Genomic DNA, 18,921 nt, shown 5'->3' with positions numbered 1-18,921 from the left:
ACCTGACAAGTATGCCATGGGCCGGGGCGCCTCAACAAATCGAGGGAGCGCCCCTTGCCAGTCCCCATATGGACCGCTTGACTCGGACGATGCGAGTGACGAAGTACGAACATGCCGCCCTCCGGGTAGACGACTCGGGGAAGAGCCTCCTCATCGATATCGGGTCGTTCACGACCCCTCTGGACAACCTCGGACCCGTGATCGGCCTCGTGCTCACGCACGAGCACGCCGACCACTGGACCCCCGAGCACCTCGACCGCATCCTCAAGGGCGCACCCGGCATCCCGATCTATGCTCCGGAGGGCGTAGCCAAGGCTGCGGCCGGCTATGACATCACCGTCGTCGCGCCCGGTGACACGGTGGATCTGGATCCCTTCACGCTCGAGTTCTTCGGCGGCGAGCACGCCGTCATCCACAAGACGATCCCCGTCGTGGACAACGTCGGGGTGCTGGTGAACCGGTCGCTGTACTACCCCGGGGACTCGTATGCCGTCCCGCGCGGAGTCGATGTCAACCTGCTGGCGGCGCCGATCGGCGCACCGTGGCTCAAGATCGGCGAGGCGATGGACTTCGTGCTCGCCGTGAAGCCGAAGATGGCGTTCGGGACGCACGACATGACACTGTCGGTCATCGGGCGGGATATGGCGCGGGCCCGCCTGAAGTGGGCCACGGAGGAGAACGGCGGCGAGTTCTTCTTCCTCGATCCGGGCGAGGGGCTCGACGCGTAACGCGAACGCAGAAGCGCCCGCCGACCGGGACGGTCGGCGGGCGCCTTCGATGCGGCGACTACTCGGCGTCGAGGTCCGTCTCGAGCAGAGCGACGAGTTCGTCGAGCGCCTGTTCGGCGCCATCCCCCTCGGCCTTCAGCGTCACGACCGTGCCGTTCGACGCGCCCAGACCCATGAGGGACAGGATGCTGCCGGCGTTCAGGTCGGGACCGCCCTCGGTCGCGATCGTCACGGGGATCTTCTTCTCCTGCACGGCCTGCACGAACAGCTTCGCTGGGCGGGCGTGCAGCCCTGAGGCGCTCGCGATGGTGGCCTGGCGCTCTGCCATGGGGATTCCTTTCTTCGACGTGCTGATGGTTCGACGAGTGGGTCAAGCATTCCGCATCCAGGATGCGGAGGCGAGGGTCACACCGGAACGGCGACCGCGGGGATGTCCTCTGCCGCGGCGAGTTCCTTCGGCGCGATGTAGCGCTTCGCGGCCACCACGAGGAATCCCGAGACGAGCACACCCGCGACGAGGGCCAGCAGGAAGCCCCAGATCGGGTTGATCGCGAAGAGGACGAAGATGCCTCCGTGCGGCGCCAGCGACTGGACGGCGAACGCCATGCTGAGGGCACCCGTCACGGCTCCACCCACCATCGAGGAGGGGATGACGCGAAGCGGGTCCGCGGCGGCGAACGGGATCGCGCCCTCGCTGATGAATGCCGCTCCGAGCAGCCAGGCGGCGACTCCGTTCTCGCGCTCCACGGGTGTGAACAGCTTTCGGGCGAGCACCGTCGAGGCCAGGGCCATCGCGAGCGGCGGCACCATGCCCGCCGTCATGACGGCGGCCATGATCAGGTACGGAGTGGGATTCTCGGCGGTACCGGCCGAGAGTCCGGCGACGGCGAACGCGTAGGCCACCTTGTTGACGGGGCCGCCCAGGTCGAAGCACATCATCAGGCCGAGGATCACGCCGACGATGATGATTCCTGAGGTTCCCGCAAGATCGGTCAGCCAGGTGTTCAGGCCTTCCATCAGCGTCGCGATCGGGCGACCGAGGAAGAGGATCAGCAGACCCGAGGCGATGATCGAGCCGATGAGCGGGATGATGACGACGGGCATGAGGCCGCGCAGCCACCGGGGTGCGGCCAGGCGCCCCAGCCACCAGGCGACGACACCGGCGATGAGACCGCCGACGATACCGCCGATGAAGCCGGCGTTCATCAGCACGGCCACGGCACCTGCCACGAATCCCGGGGCGATTCCAGGGCGGTCGGCGATGGCGAAGGCTATGTACCCCGCCAAGGCGGAGACGAGGAAGCCCATAGATGTGACGCCGATGATGAAGGCGACGGAGCCGAGGTACTGTCCGAGCCCTCCGGCCGGCAGATCCCACAGTGCGTTGTCGACGATGACGGTGCCGGCCTCGTTGCCCACCTCGTAGCCGCCGAGAGCGAAGCCGATCGCGATCAGCAGACCGCCACCGGCGACGAACGGGATCATGTAGCTGACGCCGGTGAGAAGGATCCGCTGGATGCGCGCTCCCATCGACAGCGGTGCGGCGTCGGTGGCGCCTCCCTGGCTGGCGGTGCCGCTCACGCGCGCCGCGTTCGGGTTGTTCGCGGCCGCGACGGCTTCGCGGATCATCTGATCGGGCTGCTCGATTCCGCGCTTCACACCCGATCGGATGACCGGCTTGCCGGCGAACCGCTGCTGCTCCCGCACATCGACGTCGGTGGCGAAGATCACCGCGTCGGCGTTGTCGATGACGCTGCGATCGATCGCCTGATAGCCGCTCGATCCCTGCGGCTCGACCACGAGGTCGATGCCGTTCTTCTTGCCCGCGGCGGTGAGCGCGTCGGCCGCCATGAACGTGTGGGCGATACCCGTGGCGCACGCGGTGACCGCGACGATGCGAGCCGGGCGCCCATCGACGCTCAGTCCGTCGGCGACGGCGGTCGCGGCGGGCGCGGCGGCCGGTGCGGCGGTGGCAGCGGACGCGGCCGGGACGGCCGCGGCAGCCGGGACCGCAGCGGCAGACGCGGATGCCGGGGCCGCGGCATCCCCTTCGCCGATGGCGTTGCGCACGATGGCGACGACGTCGTCGTTGGTCTCGGCGGCCCGGAGACCGGCGGTGAAGTCGTCCTGCATCAGGCTGCGCGCGAGCTTGGAGAGCACCGCGAGGTGCGCCTCCGCGGCATCCGCGGGCGCGGCGATCAGGAAGACGAGGTCGGCCGGGCCGTCTGGGGCGCCGAAGTCGACGCCGGGCTTCAGGCGGGCGAACGCGAGCGAGGGCTGCGTGACGGCGGCGCTCTTCGCGTGCGGGATCGCGATCCCGCCCGGCAGCCCGGTCTCATCCTTCTGCTCGCGGGCCCACGCGTCGGCGTGCAGGGCTTCGGCGTCGGTCGCCCGGCCCTCCGCCACGACACGCGCGGCGAGTGCCCGGATGACGGCTGACTTGTCGGCGCCGAGATCGGCGTCGAGCGTCACCAGCTCTGGGGTGATCGTGTTGGCCATGGAACTCTCCTCTTCGAGGGTCAAAGTCCGGCCGGGGGTCCGGCCGTCCAGTCGGTGACGGTGACGAGCATGCTCGCGTCCGCCGGGGTCGGGGTCTGCGTACCGGGGAGGGAGGCCGCGGCCGCACCGTACGCGACGGCACTGGCCAGCCGATCGGCGGGGTCGCCGCCGTCGGCGATCAGGAAGCCGGCGAGCGAGCTGTCGCCCGCACCGACCGTGCTGCGGACGGTGATCTTCGGCGCCGGTGCGAACAGCGCGGTGTCGGCGTCGACGTAGAGGGCGCCGCGCGAACCGAGGGTCACGAGGGCCGCTCCGACGCGCTCCGGCACGAGCCGGCGCGCACGCTCGAGGGCGACCGCCGGATGCTCGGCGTCGTCGCCCGGCTCCTCGCCGAGAAGCTCGGCGAGCTCCTCGCCGTTGGGCTTGATCAGGTCGGGGTGGGCCTCGACCGCTCCGCGCAGCGGACCGCCGGACGTGTCGATGGCGATGAGAGGGGCATCCGCTCCCCATCGCTTGCGCACCATGCGGGTGACGCGTGCGAAGAAGTCGTCGCCGAGCCCGGGCGGCAGCGATCCGGCCAGCACGAGCCACGTCGTGCCGGCGGATGCCTCCACGATCTCGGTCACGAGGAGCTCGGCGGCGGAGGCCACGGAGGCATCACCCGGAAGGTTGACCTTCGTCGTGGTGCCGGTGGGGTCCACGAGCGTGATGTTCGAGCGGACCCGACCTGCCACGGGTACGGCGCGGGCCGCGACGCCCGAGCCCTCGACGAGCCGGATGAAGGGGTCGGTCATCGCGGCAGGGAAGAGCGCGACGGTCTCCAGGCCGGCGGCGGCGAGTGCCCGGCTCACATTGATGCCCTTGCCGCCGGCATCCTGCCGGTCGCCGGTCGCGCGCTGCACCTCGCCCGCCTCGAGGGGGCTATCGAGGGCGATCGCACGGTCGAGTGACGGGTTCGGAGTCACGGTGACGATCATGCGAGCCACACCTCCACTCCGGCCTCGTCGAGGGTCCGCGCCAGCGCGGCATCCGGATTCTCGTCCGTCACGAGGATGTCGACGTCTTCAAGCCGGCCGAAGCGGACGAGCGACTCGACCCCGAACTTGCTCGAGTCCGCCAGCACGACGACCCTGCGCGCGCCCCTCACGATCGCGGACTTCACGGCCGCCTCGCCCGGGTCGGGGGTGCTGAGGCCGAAGTCGGCGGAGATGCCGTTGACGCCGACGAATGCAAGGTCGGGGCGCAGGTTCTCGATGGCGTGAACCGTGGAGGCGCCGACGGCGGCGGCCGTGAGGCCGCGCACCTGTCCCCCGACGACGGTGAGGTCGATACCGGGAACGGCGGAAAGGACGTGGGCGATCGGCACCGCGTGGGTGACGACATCCACGTTCGCCTGGTTCTCCGCGACGTGCCCCGGCAGCAGCGTGGCGAGGGCCCCCGTGGTGGATCCGGCGTCGATGAGGACCGCGCCGCGGTAGCCGCGGCCGATCATCTCCAGGGCACGCGCGGCGATGGCAGCCTTGGCGGTGCCCGCCATGCCGAAGCGCTCGTCGAGCGACGGCTCGACCAGGCTGGCTCGGCGGGGGGCGATGGCTCCGCCGTGCACGCGGCGAAGGAGGCCGGCGTTCTCGAGGGCATCGAGGTCGCGACGGATCGTCTCGGTCGTGACGCCGAGGCTCGAGGCGAGCTCGACCACCGAGACACGCCCCTGCGTCGCGATCCCCTCGGCGATGCGGCCCTGCCGCTCCGTTGCGTACATCGTGCTCCTCGTTGTGCGGAAGATATCCACACGCTACAACACAAACACAGATGAAACAAGGTGCAAACGCAGAGAATCGGATACCCGTGGCCGGCCTGGTGTGCGCCAAGATGACGGTGCTCAGTCGAAGAGCGATACGGGGCCGAGTGCCGGATAGTCCCAGACGAGCACCGTGTCGCCCCGAAGCTCCACGCGGATCAGGCTGCCGAACGGCATCCCGTGCCACGGGTCTTCCTCGTCGCGGTGCACCAGCACGCTGCCGTACTTGTTCAGCTCGATCCGGGGTTCGGTCTCGGAGGGTGCGCACGCCACCGCCCAGAGGCCTTGCGACCGCGTCGTGAGCAGCAGGCACGTCGTGCCGTGCACCGTCGGTGCGCTCCACACGTTGATGCCGCGGAGGTCCTCGTACAGGCGCAGCCCGTCATCGACCAGGGCGAGGTGGCTGAGGGATCCCGCGGCATCGAGCTCCGCGCGATCGGCGGACGGGATGCCGGCACTCTCGGCTCGGATATGCAGGGTCTCCGCCGGAACGCGGGGCAGCGCGCCGGGCATCCCGACCAGGATGCCCGCACAGATCAGCAGCAGCGCGGCGGCCAGGGCGAGGATGTCGCGGCGGCGCCACCAGGGAGGAGCGGACTCGTCGATGCCACGACGCCCGAGCGCGGGCTCCTCGATGGGTCGGGGAGACGCGGCTTGCACGGACGCGGCCCGCGCGGGCGTCGGCTCCGCGTCATTTGCGTCGTCGTCCCCCGTGCGGAGTGGCGGGGTGGTGCGTCCGATGGTGGTCTCGAGGGCGGCGAGCCGGGCCTGAGCAGCGGGGTCGCCGGCGATGTCGGCATCCGGGCCGTATGCGCGCCGACGGAGCCGCTGAAGCTCGGCGGCGATTCCCGGCGTGACCGACTGCCCCGTCGTGTCCACGGGGCCATTATGCGCGGCGCTTCGGCAGCAGAGAACCCCCCTGCCGGCCCCGCCACCCGGAAGCCACAGATCGACAGACAGAACAACATCGGCGAGTGCCGCCGGGGGCACCCGCCCTAGGCTGTCAGGCGTGCCCGACAAGCCAGCCGCCGAAGTGATCATCGACTCCGAGCTCGTTCGCGGACTGCTGGCCGGCCAGTACCCGCAAGCCGACGGGCTCGCGCTCTCGCACGCGGCCGACGGGTGGGACTGCTCGGTGTGGCGGCTGGGGTCGGACCGCGCGGTGCGACTCCCCCGCCGGGCCGTCGCCGCGCCGCTCGTGCTGCACGAGCAGCAGTGGCTCCCGGCGATCGCGCAGCGGATCCGGCCGACCGGCATCGAGGTCCCCGCGCCGGTCTTCGCCGGCGGACCGACCGAGGACTTCCCGTGGTCGTGGTCGATCGTGCCCTGGATCGACGGCGGGCCAGGGCTTGCCCTCGACCGCAGGGACCGTGCCGGCTGGGCGCAGCCGCTCGCCGCCGCCCTCGAGGCGCTGCACGTCGCTGCGCCGGACGACCACCCCCGGAACCCGTTTCGGGGAGCTCCGCTGATCGAACGGGCGGATGCGGTGCGCGAGCGCATCGGCCACCTGGGAGGCACGCTGGGGGCCGCCGCCCTGCGAGCGGTCTCCGATGCCTGGGCGGCCGGGCTCGCAGCGGACCCGTGGGCCGGGGTGCCGGTGTGGATCCACGGCGACCTGCATCCCGGGAACGTCATCACGGCAGGATCGGCCCTGGCCGGCATCATCGACTTCGGCGACGTCACCGCCGGTGATCCGGCCTACGATCTCGCGGTCGCCTGGCTGGCGTTCGATGCCCCCGCGCGCAAGGTGTTCGTGGAGGCTTGCGGTACCCGGGTCGATGCAGCCACGTGGACGCGCGCACGCGCGTGGGCGGCGGCCGTCACCCTCATGCTGCTGGCCCACAGCGACGACAACCCGCCATACGCCGCGCTCGGCCGGGAGTGCCTTGCGGAGCTGGCTCAGGGACCCGACCCGACTCGAGATGCCGAGGAGAGATAGACGTTCACGTGGTCGCCCTCGAGCGTGAAGCGCACCAGACTGCCGGTCGGCATCCCCTGGAAGAGGTTGTCGCTCCACCCCTGGTATCGCGTGAGGTCGACGGTCGGTATCAGGCCGTCGGCTGCGCAGCCGCCCGTTCCTCCTTCCTGTCGATGGGTGACCAGTACGCAGTCCGTTCCGTAGCGCGACTCGCCGCTCCAAACGGAGAAACCCCTGAAGTCCTCGAACCGACGCAGACCTTCGTCGTCGATGCCGAACTGCGCCAGGTAGCCCCCGATGTAGGGTCCGGGGGCGTCGTCGGGTGACTGCGGAACGAGGTGCAGGACGTAGTCCGGCGGGCGAGGACTCAACCAGCTGAAAGCCGAGACGGCGATGGTCAGCGCCGCTGCCCCGCCCGCCAGGACCACCCACCACCGCCATCGGCGCCACCACGGGCGTGGGGCGCGCGGGAACGCCTCGACGGGCGCGGAGGCTGAGGGCGAGCCGGAAGCCGGACGCCGGTCGTGGGTAGATTCCGGCTCGGGCCCCGGCTCCTGCCAGGGCACAGGCTCCAGTGCGGGCACCGGGTCCAGTGCGGGCACCGGGTCCAGTGCGGGCACAGGCTCCAGGTCGTGCACCGACTCCGGTGCGTGCACCGACTCCGGTGCGTGCACCGACTCCGGTGCGTGCACCGGGGACGGTTCTTGGAGCGACCCCCACGGCGGATGCGTTCCTCGTTCCGGGGCGGAGGCGCCCGCGCCCCCAGCGTGTGCCGCGGTCTGCCGCGAGATCTTCGCCGCCTCGAGCTCCGTCAACCTCGCCAGAGCGACGGGATCGCTCAAGATGTCGGCATCCCTGCCGTACGCGCGCGCACGGAGACGCCTCAGTTCATCCGGCTCGTCCCCTTCGACCGCCCGCAGCGCGGCGTCCATGGGGCCATTGTGCACCCGCAAGCGCCGCCCGGCCAGGGGTGTCGATCCCCTGCGACGCGTCGCCGCGACGCGCGGCGGCCGGTGATTCCGCGCCTAGGACGCCGTAGCCTCCGCCTCACCGAGGAACACCTCGACGCGGTCGCCGTCGAGCACGAATCGGATCATGCTTCCGGTCGGCATGTCGGCGAAGACCTCATCGGTGACGCCGGAGTACCGCTGCAGATCGGCGATGGTCGCGAGGCCGGCCGGCGAGCAGCCGAGGGCGGCGAGTCCCTGGTCGACTCGGGAGATGATCAGGCAGTCGGTCCCGTACTGGGTCGGACCGCTCCACACCCGGAATCCCCGGAAGTCCTCGAACCTCAGCAGCTGTTCCGGGTCGAGGCCCAGCCATGTGATGCTGCTGTTCATGTCGGTGATCTCCTGCTCGTCACCGGCCGGCCCCTGCAGCTGGAGCACGAAGTCCGGGCGCGGCGCGAGCGAGCTGACCACTGCCGCGACGAGGAGCACAGCAGCGACGCCCCCGCCGATCATCGCCAGCCAGCGTCGGCGGCGCCACCACGGTGTGGCGGCGAGTCCCGTGGGTGCGCCCGCTACCGCGGCCGCGGGCGCCGACGCGCCGACGGACGTCGTGACCGGCCCCGCCCCTTCCTCGAGCCGGGCCCCGGGACCTGATTCCAGGTGGGCATCAACCGGGAGAGGGGCACCCGCCGGACCGGTCGCCATGAAGATCGACCCGTGCGCAGGCCCCGACGCCGGAGCGGCGTCACCACCGCGGGGAACCTCGGGGACCGGTGCGATGATCGACAGCCGACGGGCCGCCTCCAGCTCGGAGAGCCGGGCTTGGGCGGCGGCATCCTGTGCGATGTCGGCATCCGGACCGTACGCGCGCTCCCGCAGCCGCTCGAGTTCGTCCGACTCGTCGATCGACCCCAGCGCCGTGTCCATCCCCCCATTATCCGCGTGCAGCGGGACGCCAGGCGATGATGTGCCTACGCGCTTCAGCGCGAGGGGCCGGCCAGCGGCGGCGGCGCGTCCACCGTCTGTGCGAGAACGACCCCGTCCCGCAGGATGAGCCGGATCATGCTGCCCACGGGCATATCGCCCCATGCCTCGATGCCGGAGAGCCGGGAAGACTCGCGGTACTTGACGAGGTCGATCGTCGGCTCGCCGTTCCACGGTGAGCAATCGACCCGCCACCGCGGCCGGGCATCGGTGGTCACGAACATGCAGGTCGTGCTGGTCCCGCGCGGCCCGCTCCAGATGTTGAGGCCCCGGAACTCGTCGTACAGCCGCACGTCGCGCGGTGAGATGCCGAGGTAGTTCAGCTCATCGGCGCTGCCGAGTTCCACGGATGCCTCCACCGGAACGTCTGTGCGCGGATGCAGCGTGACATCGCTCGACGGAGGGCTGAGCACCGAGGCAAGGACACCCAGAGCGGCGACGGCGACCCCCAGGTCGACGAGGATCGCGGCGCGCCGCTGCCACCAGCGGGGCGCTCGCATTTGGCGGGCGGCGTGCTGCACCGGTCCCGGTTCAGCGGGTGATTCCGCAGCGACGCCGACCGGCATCCGCCCGGGTATCGACTTCGTCTCGGATGCGTCCCGCCACTCGTTCGCGCTCCCGGACTCCTCGATCGGCCGAAGCGCGCTCGCGAAACCCAGTGCTGCCTCGAGCTCGATCAGTCGTGCGCAGGCGACCGCGTCGCCGCCTATGTCCGCGTCCGGCCCATACGCGCGTCGCCGCAGCTCGGCGAGCTCGGCCAGATCCGCCCGGGAGGGCGACGCCTGCGTCGCGCCCATGCCCCCATTATCCGCCCGGAGGCGACATGCGGCACCGTTGAAAGGGCCGGGGTCGGCGGGCACGGCTGCCGACGGTGTGCGTTCCGCCCGAGGCAGGGGCGTGCGCCGCGAGGCTCGGATCCGCCGGCTTGGCCTCGAGACACGGCGCCCAGCGCCGTGCGCTCGTGCGGCGGGAACGAGAAAACCCCCGCCTGAGCGGGGGTTTTTCTCAGCTGGGGTACCTGGACTCGAACCAAGAACAAAGGTACCAGAAACCTCCGTGTTGCCAATTACACCATACCCCAAGGCCACGAACCGAAGCTCGTGCCAAGGATCAAGTCTAGACCAGTTCCCTGAGCCGTCCAAACCGAGGGGGTCGCGCTACGCGCTGGTCTCCCCCACGAGGGCGCCGAGCCGACGGATCGACTCGGGCTTGCCGAGCAGCTCCATCGACTCGAAGAGCGGCGGTGAGACCCGGCGACCGCTGATCGCGACGCGCAGCGGACCGTACGCGACGCGCGGCTTCAGGCCGAGGCCCTCGATCAGCGCCGACGTCAACGCCGTCTGGACGGCGGCCGCGGTGAACTCCGACTCGGGAATCAGTTCCAGGGCGCCGACCGACGCCACCAGGACTTCGCCCGCGTTCTCGGGCAGCGACGCGCGGGCCTCGTCCTCGATCGCGATGTCGTTCGTGAAGAGGAAGCCGAGCAGACCGGGGGCGTCGCCCAGCAGAGGGAGGCGCTCCTGGATGAGCGGCGCGGCCTTCGTCAGCAGCGCGAATTCGGTGGCGGTCGGCGGGTCGGCCAAGACCGCGGCTGAAGCCAGGTACGGCACGATTCGCCGGGCGAAGTCGTCGGGCTCCAGCATCCGGATGTGATCGCCGTTGATCGACTCAGCCTTCTTCTGATCGAAGCGAGCCGGGTTCGGGTTGACGTCGGCGATGTCGAAGGCGGCGACCATCTCATCGAGCGAGAACACGTCGCGGTCGTGGCTGAGCGACCACCCGAGCAGCGAGAGGTAGTTGAGCAGGCCCTCGGGAATGAACCCGCGCTCCCGCTGCAGGAACAGATCGGCGCGGGGGTCGCGCTTGGAGAGCTTCTTGTTGCCGTCGCCGAGCACGAGCGGCATGTGGCCGAAGCGCGGAATGAAGGTCGTGACGCCGGCATCGATCAACGCCCGGTAGAGCGCCAGCTGGCGGGCCGTCGAGGGCATCAGGTCCTCACCCCGCAGCACGTGGGTGATGCCCATGAGCGCGTCATCCACCGGGTTCACGAAGGTGTAGAGCGGGATCCCGCCGGCGCGGAAGATCACGAAATCGGGGAAGGATCCGGCGGGGAAGGTCACGTCGCCGCGGATCAGGTCGGTGAAGCTGAGGTCCTCGTCGGGCACCGTGAGGCGCAGCGCCGGCTCGCGTCCCTCCGCGCGGAACGCCGCCTTCTGCTCGTCCGTGAGGGTGCGGTCGTGGTTGTCGTACCCGAGCTGCTTCGCGCGCCCCGCCGCCTCGTTGCGGGCATCGATCTCCTCCGCGTTCGAGTAGCTCTCGTAGACGGCGCCGCTGGCGATCAGCTTCTCGAGCACCTCACGGTACAGGTGGTGCCTCTGCGATTGACGGTAGGGGGCGTGCGGGCCGCCGACCTCGACCCCCTCGTCCCAGTCGATGTTGAGCCACGTCAGTGCATCGAGCAGCTGCAGGTAGCTCTCTTCGCTGTCGCGCGCGGCATCCGTGTCTTCGATGCGGAACACCATCTTGCCGCCCGTGTGACGCGCGTACGCCCAGTTGAAGAGGGCCGTACGGACGAGACCGACGTGCGGCAGCCCGGTCGGCGACGGGCAGAATCGCACCCGCACATCGGCGCCGGTCGCGGTGGTCGTGGGATGGGCGTTCGCGGGAGAGGTCTCAGACATGGCGCCTCAAGCCTAGTTGTGCATCCGGGAGCAGAACGGTGGTCCGGTGGGGCGATACGGCCGCAGGGGCGGATGTCGGGGTCCGGATCTGCTCCCGGGTGCGCGCCCCGCTCGGCTGCATTCGTCCCGCGAGTCGGCCGGCCACCCCCGCGATTGTGCACACGACGGGCTCAGCCGGCGAGGGACTCCTGGAGCGCGCGAACGGTCGCCGCCACGGCGGGCACCCGCGCCGCCCCCTGAGCCGACACGAGGTGCATCGTGCGGGCGTCGGAGTTGGTGGTGGGGCGCACGACGACGCCCGCCAGCACCGGAAAGGAGTCGATCGCCAGGCGCGGGAGCAGCGCGACGCCGATGCCCATGGCGACCAGCCCCTCGACGGCCACGAAGTTGTCGGTCTCGAACGCGATCGCCGGGTCGAAGCCGGCCGTGCGGCACACCTGTTCGAGGTGGCCGCGACACCGGGGGCAGCCGGCGATCCATGACTCGGCGGAGAGCTCGCCGATGTCCACCGCCTCGCGGCGCGCCTGATCGTGGCCTTCCGGCAGCACGGCGAGCACGTCATCTGCACCCACCCGTCGGGTGGCCAGTCCCCGGGCGCTGCGGCGGTGCGGATCGCCGAGGTCCCCCGGGTAGCTGAAGGTGAGCGCGAGGTCCACCTTGTCGTCGCGCACGAGCTGCACGGCCTCCGGCGGCTCGGCCTCGACGTAGGTGAGCGAAAGCCCCGGATGCCGGTCGCGCAGTGTCTGGATCAGCCGCGGCAGCACCGTCGGGGACGCCGAGGGGAAGGCCGCGAGGCGAACCCGCCCTGCGCGCAGACCCTGCAACTCGGCCAGTTCGCCGGCCGCGGCATCCAGAGCCGTCGTCACCGCCGTGGCATGGCGAGCAAGGATGCGGCCGGCCTCCGTCAGCCGCAGCCGCCTGCCGGCACGCTCCACGAGCGGCACGCCCAGGCGGACCTCGACCCTGCGCACGTGCTGACTGAGCGCCGACTGGCTGTAGCCGAGCGCCGCTGCGGCCGCCGTCAACGACCCCTCGTCGGCGATCGCCTTCACCACCCGCAGAGTCAGGGGGTCGACATCCGGCAGTTCATCATCGGCCACGCCAGAAGCATAAGCGGACGCGCTGATTTACGGCTGTCTGCCGGTGTGAACCGTTGATTCGTAGCGGTCGGCCCCACCGCCAGACGGGAGCGAGCGCCGCGGTCTAGAAGACGAAGAGCTGACCGAGGATCAGTACGGCGACGAAGAAGAAGACGATGACCGCGCCGACGATCGCGAGCGTCCGGCCGGAGAGGTTGGCCACGGCGTAGCCGATGAGGAACGGCAGCGCAAGCAGGAACAGAGCGACGATCCACCAGAACGCGACGTATCCCCCCGTGGTCGCCTCCGAAAGTCGCCCGGCGAACAGCTGCTGTGATGCCGGATGTGTTGCATACCTCACGGCGGCAGACAGCGGAACGGCGATGAAGGCGAAGACGATCAGCCCGAGCAGCGCTCCCCACAGTCCGGGACTGCCACCGTTGCTGAGCACGCCGCCACGCATCTGATCACGATCTTCTGCTGCCATGGCTCTGACCATAGCGGGCTCGCCGCAGACCTCCAGCGAACGCGCCCGCTCGTTCGCGCCTTCTCGTTGCCCGCAACGTCGAATAATAAGCATCGGAGCAGTGATGCATCGATAGCCGCCCGTAGACCGATGAGTCGCCAACACGGATGCTGGAGCCATGACACCCGCGACGCTCCTCGACCCGCTCGCTTCGGCCCGTGCCGAGTTCGCGGTCGAGCCCGGCTATCTCGCCGCGTGCACGGTCGGGCCGCCGCCGGCATCGACGCGGCGCGCGGTGATCGCAGACGTCGAGTCGGCAGCCGCCGGCCGGATGAACATCCCCGAGTACTGTGCGGTCGTCGAGCGGAGCCGAGACCTCTACGCGCGGCTCGTGAGCGTGCATCCCGGCCGCGTGGCGATCGGCTCACAGGCCTCGGTCTTCGCGGGGCTCGTCGCCGCGTCGCTTCCGGACGGCGCCGAGGTGCTCTGCGTGGACGGTGACTTCTCGTCGATAATGCTGCCGTTCGTGCACGCCGGGCGAGGCATCCGCGTCCGCAGTGTGCCGCTGGCCCAGCTGGCCGAAGCGATCACCGAGGGTACCGACCTCGTCGCGTTCTCGCTCGTGCAATCGGCGACCGGTGAGGTGGCGGATGCCGCGGCCATCGTAGCCGGCGCCGCCCGGCACGGCGCCCGCACCTTCTGCGACACGACCCAGGCCGTCGGGTGGCTGGCGGTGTCGGCATCCGCCTTCGATGCGACGGTGTGCCACGCGTACAAGTGGCTGTGCGCGCCGCGAGGCGTCGCGTTCCTGACTGTCGCGGAGGGCTGGGAGCTGCGGCCCATCCACGCCGGCTGGTACGCCGGCGATGACCCGTGGGCCGCCTGCTACGGCGGAGGTGCCACCCTGGCCGAGGACGCCCGGCGCTACGACGTGTCCCCTGCCTGGCAGGCGTTCGTGGGCGCCGAGCCGGCGCTCGAGCTCTTCACAGCGCTCGATCCGGCCGCCGTGTACGAGCACACGACCCGGCTGGCGGGGCAGTTCCGGGCGGAGCTCGGGATCCCGGAGCCCACCCGCCCGAGCGCGATCGTGACGTGGGACGACCCCGACGGCGCGGACCTCGGCCGGCTCACGGCCGCCGGAATCGTTGCGTCAGGACGCGCGGGGCGGGCGCGGGTTGCGTTCCACGTCTTCAACGACGAGCGGGACGTCGAGCTGGCCGTCGCCGCTCTGCGCCGCTGAGATCCGGGCAGAAGTGGCCGGTGCCGCAGCGTCCGCTGAAGAAGTGGCTGCCGGCGCAGAGGCTGCCGGGGCCGCGCCCGGGACCGCAGGAATCGCAATGGACGCGTCCGCGCCTTGGCCCGCCGCGCGGACGCGCGCGACGGGCGTGAAGCCGACGACCAGGGCGACGGCGCCGATCGCCACGACGGCGAGCCCGCCGTAGCCGATCCAGCCCAGGAGCAGCCCCGCGACGATTGCGCCGAATGCTCCGACGAGGCTCATCGTCAGGTCGCTGCGGCCCTGGCGGCGGGTGCGCAGGGGTTCGGCCGTGGCCTCGGTCAGCAGCGCGGATCCTGCCACGGTCGCCGCACTCCACCCGAGCCCGAGCAGCCCGAGCGCGACCGTCACGGCCGTCGTGCTCTCGGCGCCGAGCCACGCAGTCACCAGCGCCGCGAGCAGCAGCGCCTGTCCCAGCAGGATCGTCGCGAATCGACCGACGCGGTCGGCCAGGATGCCGAACACCGGCGACAGGGCGAACATGCCGGCGACGTGGATGCTGATCGTCAGGCCCACGATGGACAGGCTCGCGCCGTGATGCAGCAGGTGCACGGGCGTCATGGCCATGACCGAGACCATGACGCCGTGACTGGCCGACACCGCGAGGATGGCGTAGCGCGCGACGAACGGGCGGTCGGCTCGCTGCACCGCGGTGGGGCGGTCGAGGCGCTCCTGGCGCGCGATGCGATCGGCGAGGAGGAGCGGGTCCGGGCGCATGAAGATGACGTAGAGGAGCACGGCCGCGATCTGGGCCGCGATGCCGAAGACGTACGGTCCCGTGAGCGCCGGCATGCCGATGGCGGCACCGATCGCTTCGCCCGGCCCCACGAGGTTCGGCCCGAGCACGGCGCCGATCGTCGTCGCCCAGACGACGATGGAGAGGTCGCGCCCGCGCGTTGACACCGACGCCAGATCCGTGGCGGCGAAGCGGGACTGGAGATTCGCCGCCTGCCCTGCGCCGATCAGCACAAAGCCTGCGAGCAGCAGCGGGAAGCTGAACAACCCGGCGGCGACGATGACGACGCCGACGCCCGTGAGTGCCAGCAGCATCCCGCCCGCCAGCGACACGCGGCGACCGCGGCGGCGCGCGAGGGCGGCGAGCGGAACTGCGAGAGCGGCCGAGCCGAGGGTGAGGGCGGCGGTCGCGAGGCCGGAGAGCGAGTCGTCGCCGGAGATGCGCGCCGCAAGCAGCGCGCCGAGGGAAACGGTCGCTCCGAAGGCCAGACCACCGAGCACCTGACCGCCCGAGAGCACCCAGACGGTGCGACGCTGAACAGCGGCGACATCGAGCGTCGAGTCGGTCATGGTCGTCAGCGCGTCAGCGGGCGCGATGCTGCTCTACGCATCGCGGGCGCCGTTCCGGAGGATGCCGAGGCCGCTGATCTCGACCTCGATCGTGTCACCCGCCTGGAACGGACCGACCCCGGACGGCGTGCCCGTCAGGATGACGTCGCCAGGAAGCAGCGTGAAGGCCGCCGAGGCGTAGGCGATGATATCGGCGACCGAGTGGATCATGTCGGTGAGCGGCGCGCTCTGTGCCACTTCGCCGTTCAGGCGGGTCTCGAGAGTCGCGGTGGCGACATCGAACTCGGTCTCGATCGCCGGCCCGAGGGGGCAGAAGGTGTCGAAGCCCTTCGCCCGGGCCCACTGGCCATCGGTCTTCTGCAGATCGCGGGCGGTGATGTCGTTCGCGATCGTGTACCCGAAGATCACCTCGTCGGCGCGCTCGGCACCGACGTTCTTCGCTATGGAGCCGATGACGACGGCGAGCTCGCCCTCGAACGACGTGAAGCGGGACTGCGGCGGTCGCACGATCGTGTCGCCTGGTCCGATCACGGCGGTGTTGGGCTTGAAGAAGAGCATCGGCTCGGCGGGAACCTCGTTGCCGAGCTCCTCCGCGTGCGCGCGGTAGTTGCGACCCACCGCAACGACCTTCGACCGAGGGATGACGGGGGCGAGCAGCACCGCGTCGGCCAGCGGCACCCGTTCGCCCGTCGTGTCGTAGCCGGCGAACATCGGGTCGCCCGCGAGCACGACGAGTTCACCGTCATCCACGATCCCGTAGCGAATGGCGTCCTGGTGGCTGAAGCGTGCGATCCTCACCGGATCAGCCTAGCGACGGCCACGGACACGGCCCAGGGGTCGTCCCGCCGCCCGACGAACCCCCTGCTCGGGCCGAAACAGCACAGGAGCGCCGAGACATCACGCAATGCGCGATGTCTCGGCGCCGAAGTGCTGTTTCGAGGCGGCGGGTCGGCGTGAAGACCCGAGAGGCTAGCTGTCGAGCTTCAGGAGCCAGCCGTGCTTGTCCTCGCGACGGCCGTACTGGATGTCGGTCAGCTCCTCGCGCAGCGACAGGGCGAGTTCGCCCGTCGGCTGCTCGTCGATGAAGTCCTTGCCCTTGAGCGTCCCGATCGGCGTGACCACCGCGGCCGTGCCGCACGCGAACACCTCGACGATGTCGCCCGAGGCGACGCCCTCGCGCCATTCAGCCAGCGACACGGAACGCCCGTGCACGGTGTGCCCGCGGTCGCGCGCCAACTGCAGGATCGAGTCGCGCGTGATGCCCTCGAGGATGCTGGGCGACTCCGGGGTGACCAGCGTTCCGTCCTTCATCACGAAGATCACGTTCATCCCGCCGAGCTCCTCGACGTTGCCGTCGCCGTCCAGGAACACCACCTGGTCGCAGCCGTGCTCGTACGCCTCCGACTGCGGCAGCAGGCTCGCCGCGTAGTTGCCGCCGGTCTTGGCCGCACCGGTGCCGCCCTTGCCGGCGCGCGCGTAGTCCTCGGACAGCCAGATCGTCACGGGGTTCACCCCGCCGTGGAAGTAGGCCCCCGCGGGGCTGGCGATCACGTAGTAGGCGACCTTCTGAGCCGGCCGCACACCAAGGAACGCCTCCCTCGCGAACATGAAGGGGCGCAGGTAGAGGCTCTGGTCCTGGCCCGAGGGGACCCAGGCGCCGTCCACCGCCACGAGCTCGCGCAGCGACTGGATGAAGTACTCCACCGGGAGTTCCGGCAAAGCCAGGCGCCGCGCGGAGCGCTGCAGGCGTCGTCCGTTCTGGTCGGGCCGGAAGGTGTGGATCGAGCCGTCCTGATGCCGGTAGGCCTTGATCCCCTCGAAGATCTCCTGGCCGTAGTGCAGCACGGCTGCGGCCGGGTCGAGCGAGATCGGGCCGTACGGCTGCACGCGCGGGCGGTGCCATCCGCCGCGGGACGACCAGCAGATGTCGACCATGTGGTCGGTGAAGTTCGTGCCGAACCCCGGATTGGCGAGGATCTCGTCTCGCTGAGCCGGCGACTTCGCCGCGAGGTTCTTGGTGACGGCGAACTCGAGCGGGGCGAGTCCTGTGTCGGAATCGAGAAGGGTCATGTGCGCTCCTGCGTGTGGTGCGGGTGGAGGTCCGCGATGTCCAGGTTACGCCCGCAGTCGCTCGGCGATCGCTTCGCCGATCTGTGCGGTGGTGCGGGCGGTGCCGTCCCTCTGCGCGATGTCCTGCTCGGCCGCGCGGGTCACGCGGGCGGCTTCGTCCGACAGCCCGAGATGATCGAGCAGGAGCGAGATGGAGAGGATCGCGGCCGTGGGGTCGGCCTTCTGCTGCCCCGCGATGTCGGGCGCCGAACCGTGGACGGGCTCGAACATCGACGGGAACGCGCCATCCGGGTTGATGTTCCCGGATGCGGCGAGACCGATGCCACCGGTGACGGCGCCGGCCAGGTCTGTCAGGATGTCGCCGAAGAGGTTGTCGGTGACGAGGACATCGAAGCGGGACGGGTTTGTGACCAGGAAGATCGTCGCCGCGTCGACGTGCAGATAGTCTACGGCCACGTCGGGGTGCTCCCCCGCCACCTCGTTCACGATGCGCTGCCACATGCCGCCCGCGTGCACCAGCACGTTGGTCTTGTGCACGAGCGTGAGCGTCTTGCGCCGGCGCTCCGCCAGATCGAACGCGTAACGCACGACCCGCTCGATTCCGTAGGCCGTGTTGACGGATGTCTCGTTCGCGACCTCGTGCGAAGTGCCCTTGCGGATCGATCCGCCGTTGCCGACGTACGGGCCCTCCGTGCCCTCCCGTACGACCACGAAGTCGATCTCACCGGGCGCGGCGAGCGGTCCCGCGGCACCCGGGTAGAGCTTCGAGGGACGAAGGTTGACGTAGTGGTCCAGCTCGAAGCGCAGCTTCAGCAGGAGGCCACGCTCGATGTTCGCGTCCTTCAGCCGCACGTCGCCCGGTACTCCGCCGACGGCGCCGAGCAGGATCGCGTCGTGTCCTTTGATCGCCTCGAGGTCATCGTCGGTGAGCGTGTCGCCGGTCTCGAGATACCGCGCCGCCCCGAGCGAGAAGCGGGTCTTCTCGAAGCGGATGCCGGAGCCCGCCGTCGCGGCATCCAGAACCCTCTCGGCCTCGGCGATCACCTCGGGACCGATCCCATCGCCGGGGATGACTGCCAGCCTCACGATCCCTGATTCCTGCGCGCGCGACATCGCTCTCCTTCTGTCCCTGCCAGCGTACCGGCGAGGTCGAAGCCGCCGAGCGCG

The 18,921-nt window shown here is 70.5% G+C and carries 18 protein-coding genes and 1 tRNA gene; 3 read left to right on the top strand and 16 right to left on the bottom strand.

The window, feature by feature from the left end; genetic code table 11:
* Window positions 1–89: 89 nt before the first annotated feature.
* Window positions 90–728: an MBL fold metallo-hydrolase gene (locus ACLQ2Q_RS10230; RefSeq protein ID WP_425820334.1), complete on the top strand. Its 639-nt coding sequence runs from the start codon at window positions 90–92 to the stop codon at window positions 726–728.
* Between the two features lie 58 nt (window positions 729–786).
* Here ACLQ2Q_RS10230 and ACLQ2Q_RS10225 read toward each other — a convergent pair whose 3' ends face one another.
* The 5 genes from ACLQ2Q_RS10225 to ACLQ2Q_RS10205 all read right to left on the bottom strand — a co-directional run bounded on the left by ACLQ2Q_RS10225 (window position 787) and on the right by ACLQ2Q_RS10205 (window position 5,904).
* Window positions 787–1,056 (bottom strand): HPr family phosphocarrier protein, encoded by a 270-nt coding sequence (locus ACLQ2Q_RS10225; protein ID WP_425820333.1) that lies wholly within the window; start codon window positions 1,054–1,056, stop codon window positions 787–789.
* 77 nt (window positions 1,057–1,133) lie between these two features.
* Window positions 1,134–3,227: a PTS fructose transporter subunit IIABC gene (locus ACLQ2Q_RS10220; protein WP_425820332.1), complete on the bottom strand. Its 2,094-nt coding sequence runs from the start codon at window positions 3,225–3,227 to the stop codon at window positions 1,134–1,136.
* Window positions 3,228–3,247: 20 nt separating this feature from the next.
* Window positions 3,248–4,204: a hexose kinase gene (locus tag ACLQ2Q_RS10215; RefSeq protein ID WP_425820331.1), complete on the bottom strand. Its 957-nt coding sequence runs from the start codon at window positions 4,202–4,204 to the stop codon at window positions 3,248–3,250.
* On the bottom strand, window positions 4,201–4,986 hold the full coding sequence (locus ACLQ2Q_RS10210; RefSeq protein ID WP_425820330.1) for a DeoR/GlpR family DNA-binding transcription regulator: 786 nt from the start codon (window positions 4,984–4,986) through the stop codon (window positions 4,201–4,203). Before ACLQ2Q_RS10210 ends, ACLQ2Q_RS10215 begins: the two co-directional genes overlap by 4 nt.
* A 120-nt stretch (window positions 4,987–5,106) precedes the next feature.
* Window positions 5,107–5,904 carry a hypothetical protein gene (locus ACLQ2Q_RS10205; RefSeq protein WP_425820329.1) on the bottom strand — a complete coding sequence of 266 codons (798 nt, stop codon included), beginning with the start codon at window positions 5,902–5,904 and terminating at the stop codon, window positions 5,107–5,109.
* Between the two features lie 130 nt (window positions 5,905–6,034).
* Between ACLQ2Q_RS10205 and ACLQ2Q_RS10200 the strand changes: the two genes are divergently transcribed.
* On the top strand, window positions 6,035–6,964 hold the full coding sequence (locus tag ACLQ2Q_RS10200) for an aminoglycoside phosphotransferase family protein (RefSeq protein WP_425820328.1): 930 nt from the start codon (window positions 6,035–6,037) through the stop codon (window positions 6,962–6,964).
* On the opposite strand, the gene ACLQ2Q_RS10195 is transcribed toward ACLQ2Q_RS10200, so the two are convergent.
* From ACLQ2Q_RS10195 to ACLQ2Q_RS10165, 7 genes are all read right to left on the bottom strand, one after another.
* The gene (locus ACLQ2Q_RS10195; protein ID WP_425820327.1) at window positions 6,925–7,875 is read right to left on the bottom strand and encodes a hypothetical protein; all 951 of its coding nucleotides are present in this window, start codon (window positions 7,873–7,875) and stop codon (window positions 6,925–6,927) included. The two genes, ACLQ2Q_RS10200 and ACLQ2Q_RS10195, sit on opposite strands and share 40 nt — an antisense overlap.
* A gap of 93 nt (window positions 7,876–7,968) precedes the next feature.
* The gene (locus tag ACLQ2Q_RS10190; protein WP_425820326.1) at window positions 7,969–8,820 is read right to left on the bottom strand and encodes a hypothetical protein; all 852 of its coding nucleotides are present in this window, start codon (window positions 8,818–8,820) and stop codon (window positions 7,969–7,971) included.
* A gap of 53 nt (window positions 8,821–8,873) precedes the next feature.
* Window positions 8,874–9,674 carry a hypothetical protein gene (locus tag ACLQ2Q_RS10185; RefSeq protein ID WP_425820325.1) on the bottom strand — a complete coding sequence of 267 codons (801 nt, stop codon included), beginning with the start codon at window positions 9,672–9,674 and terminating at the stop codon, window positions 8,874–8,876.
* A 212-nt stretch (window positions 9,675–9,886) separates the two neighbouring features.
* Window positions 9,887–9,958 (bottom strand) — tRNA-Gln (locus ACLQ2Q_RS10180).
* A 76-nt stretch (window positions 9,959–10,034) separates the two neighbouring features.
* Window positions 10,035–11,558, bottom strand: coding sequence for a glutamate--tRNA ligase (gene gltX, locus ACLQ2Q_RS10175; RefSeq protein WP_425820324.1), 1,524 nt, complete (start codon window positions 11,556–11,558; stop codon window positions 10,035–10,037).
* Window positions 11,559–11,728: 170 nt separating this feature from the next.
* Window positions 11,729–12,658 (bottom strand): LysR family transcriptional regulator, encoded by a 930-nt coding sequence (locus tag ACLQ2Q_RS10170; RefSeq protein ID WP_425820323.1) that lies wholly within the window; start codon window positions 12,656–12,658, stop codon window positions 11,729–11,731.
* 103 nt (window positions 12,659–12,761) lie between these two features.
* Window positions 12,762–13,124, bottom strand: a complete 363-nt coding sequence (locus ACLQ2Q_RS10165) for a hypothetical protein (protein ID WP_425820322.1) — start codon at window positions 13,122–13,124, stop codon at window positions 12,762–12,764.
* 157 nt (window positions 13,125–13,281) lie between these two features.
* Here ACLQ2Q_RS10165 and ACLQ2Q_RS10160 point away from each other — a divergent pair, with 157 nt between their 5' ends.
* A complete protein-coding gene (locus tag ACLQ2Q_RS10160; protein WP_425820321.1) occupies window positions 13,282–14,343 on the top strand; it encodes an aminotransferase class V-fold PLP-dependent enzyme in 1,062 nt (353 codons plus the stop codon).
* On the opposite strand, the gene ACLQ2Q_RS10155 is transcribed toward ACLQ2Q_RS10160, so the two are convergent.
* The 4 genes from ACLQ2Q_RS10155 to ACLQ2Q_RS10140 all read right to left on the bottom strand — a co-directional run bounded on the left by ACLQ2Q_RS10155 (window position 14,254) and on the right by ACLQ2Q_RS10140 (window position 18,867).
* On the bottom strand, window positions 14,254–15,684 hold the full coding sequence (locus ACLQ2Q_RS10155) for an MFS transporter (RefSeq protein WP_425820320.1): 1,431 nt from the start codon (window positions 15,682–15,684) through the stop codon (window positions 14,254–14,256). The genes ACLQ2Q_RS10160 and ACLQ2Q_RS10155 overlap by 90 nt on opposite strands.
* 33 nt (window positions 15,685–15,717) lie before the next feature.
* Window positions 15,718–16,482 carry a fumarylacetoacetate hydrolase family protein gene (locus ACLQ2Q_RS10150; RefSeq protein ID WP_425820319.1) on the bottom strand — a complete coding sequence of 255 codons (765 nt, stop codon included), beginning with the start codon at window positions 16,480–16,482 and terminating at the stop codon, window positions 15,718–15,720.
* Window positions 16,483–16,653: 171 nt separating this feature from the next.
* Window positions 16,654–17,754 (bottom strand): branched-chain amino acid aminotransferase, encoded by a 1,101-nt coding sequence (locus ACLQ2Q_RS10145; protein WP_425820318.1) that lies wholly within the window; start codon window positions 17,752–17,754, stop codon window positions 16,654–16,656.
* 45 nt (window positions 17,755–17,799) lie between these two features.
* The gene (locus ACLQ2Q_RS10140; protein ID WP_425820317.1) at window positions 17,800–18,867 is read right to left on the bottom strand and encodes a 3-isopropylmalate dehydrogenase; all 1,068 of its coding nucleotides are present in this window, start codon (window positions 18,865–18,867) and stop codon (window positions 17,800–17,802) included.
* Window positions 18,868–18,921: the final 54 nt, after the last annotated feature.

The sequence above is a fragment of the Microbacterium sp. DT81.1 genome, from assembly GCF_049844955.1.
Lineage (GTDB): Bacteria > Actinomycetota > Actinomycetes > Actinomycetales > Microbacteriaceae > Microbacterium.
The sequence above is the reverse complement of the archived record's forward strand: the minus strand, read 5'-3'. Positions and strand labels throughout refer to the sequence as shown.

Excerpts from the sequence above, each read along its gene's own strand:
- ACLQ2Q_RS10230 (WP_425820334.1), top strand. The coding sequence starts at position 90 with ATGCGAGTGACGAAGTACGAACATGCCGCCCTCCGGGTAGACGACTCG.
- ACLQ2Q_RS10225 (WP_425820333.1), bottom strand. The coding sequence starts at position 1,056 with ATGGCAGAGCGCCAGGCCACCATCGCGAGCGCCTCAGGGCTGCACGCC.
- ACLQ2Q_RS10220 (WP_425820332.1), bottom strand. The coding sequence starts at position 3,227 with ATGGCCAACACGATCACCCCAGAGCTGGTGACGCTCGACGCCGATCTC.
- ACLQ2Q_RS10215 (WP_425820331.1), bottom strand. The coding sequence starts at position 4,204 with ATGATCGTCACCGTGACTCCGAACCCGTCACTCGACCGTGCGATCGCC.
- ACLQ2Q_RS10210 (WP_425820330.1), bottom strand. The coding sequence starts at position 4,986 with ATGTACGCAACGGAGCGGCAGGGCCGCATCGCCGAGGGGATCGCGACG.
- ACLQ2Q_RS10195 (WP_425820327.1), bottom strand. The coding sequence starts at position 7,875 with ATGGACGCCGCGCTGCGGGCGGTCGAAGGGGACGAGCCGGATGAACTG.
- ACLQ2Q_RS10190 (WP_425820326.1), bottom strand. The coding sequence starts at position 8,820 with ATGGACACGGCGCTGGGGTCGATCGACGAGTCGGACGAACTCGAGCGG.
- ACLQ2Q_RS10185 (WP_425820325.1), bottom strand. The coding sequence starts at position 9,674 with ATGGGCGCGACGCAGGCGTCGCCCTCCCGGGCGGATCTGGCCGAGCTC.
- gltX (WP_425820324.1), bottom strand. The coding sequence starts at position 11,558 with ATGTCTGAGACCTCTCCCGCGAACGCCCATCCCACGACCACCGCGACC.
- ACLQ2Q_RS10165 (WP_425820322.1), bottom strand. The coding sequence starts at position 13,124 with ATGGCAGCAGAAGATCGTGATCAGATGCGTGGCGGCGTGCTCAGCAAC.
- ACLQ2Q_RS10160 (WP_425820321.1), top strand. The coding sequence starts at position 13,282 with ATGACACCCGCGACGCTCCTCGACCCGCTCGCTTCGGCCCGTGCCGAG.
- ACLQ2Q_RS10155 (WP_425820320.1), bottom strand. The coding sequence starts at position 15,684 with ATGACCGACTCGACGCTCGATGTCGCCGCTGTTCAGCGTCGCACCGTC.
- ACLQ2Q_RS10145 (WP_425820318.1), bottom strand. The coding sequence starts at position 17,754 with ATGACCCTTCTCGATTCCGACACAGGACTCGCCCCGCTCGAGTTCGCC.
- ACLQ2Q_RS10140 (WP_425820317.1), bottom strand. The coding sequence starts at position 18,867 with ATGTCGCGCGCGCAGGAATCAGGGATCGTGAGGCTGGCAGTCATCCCC.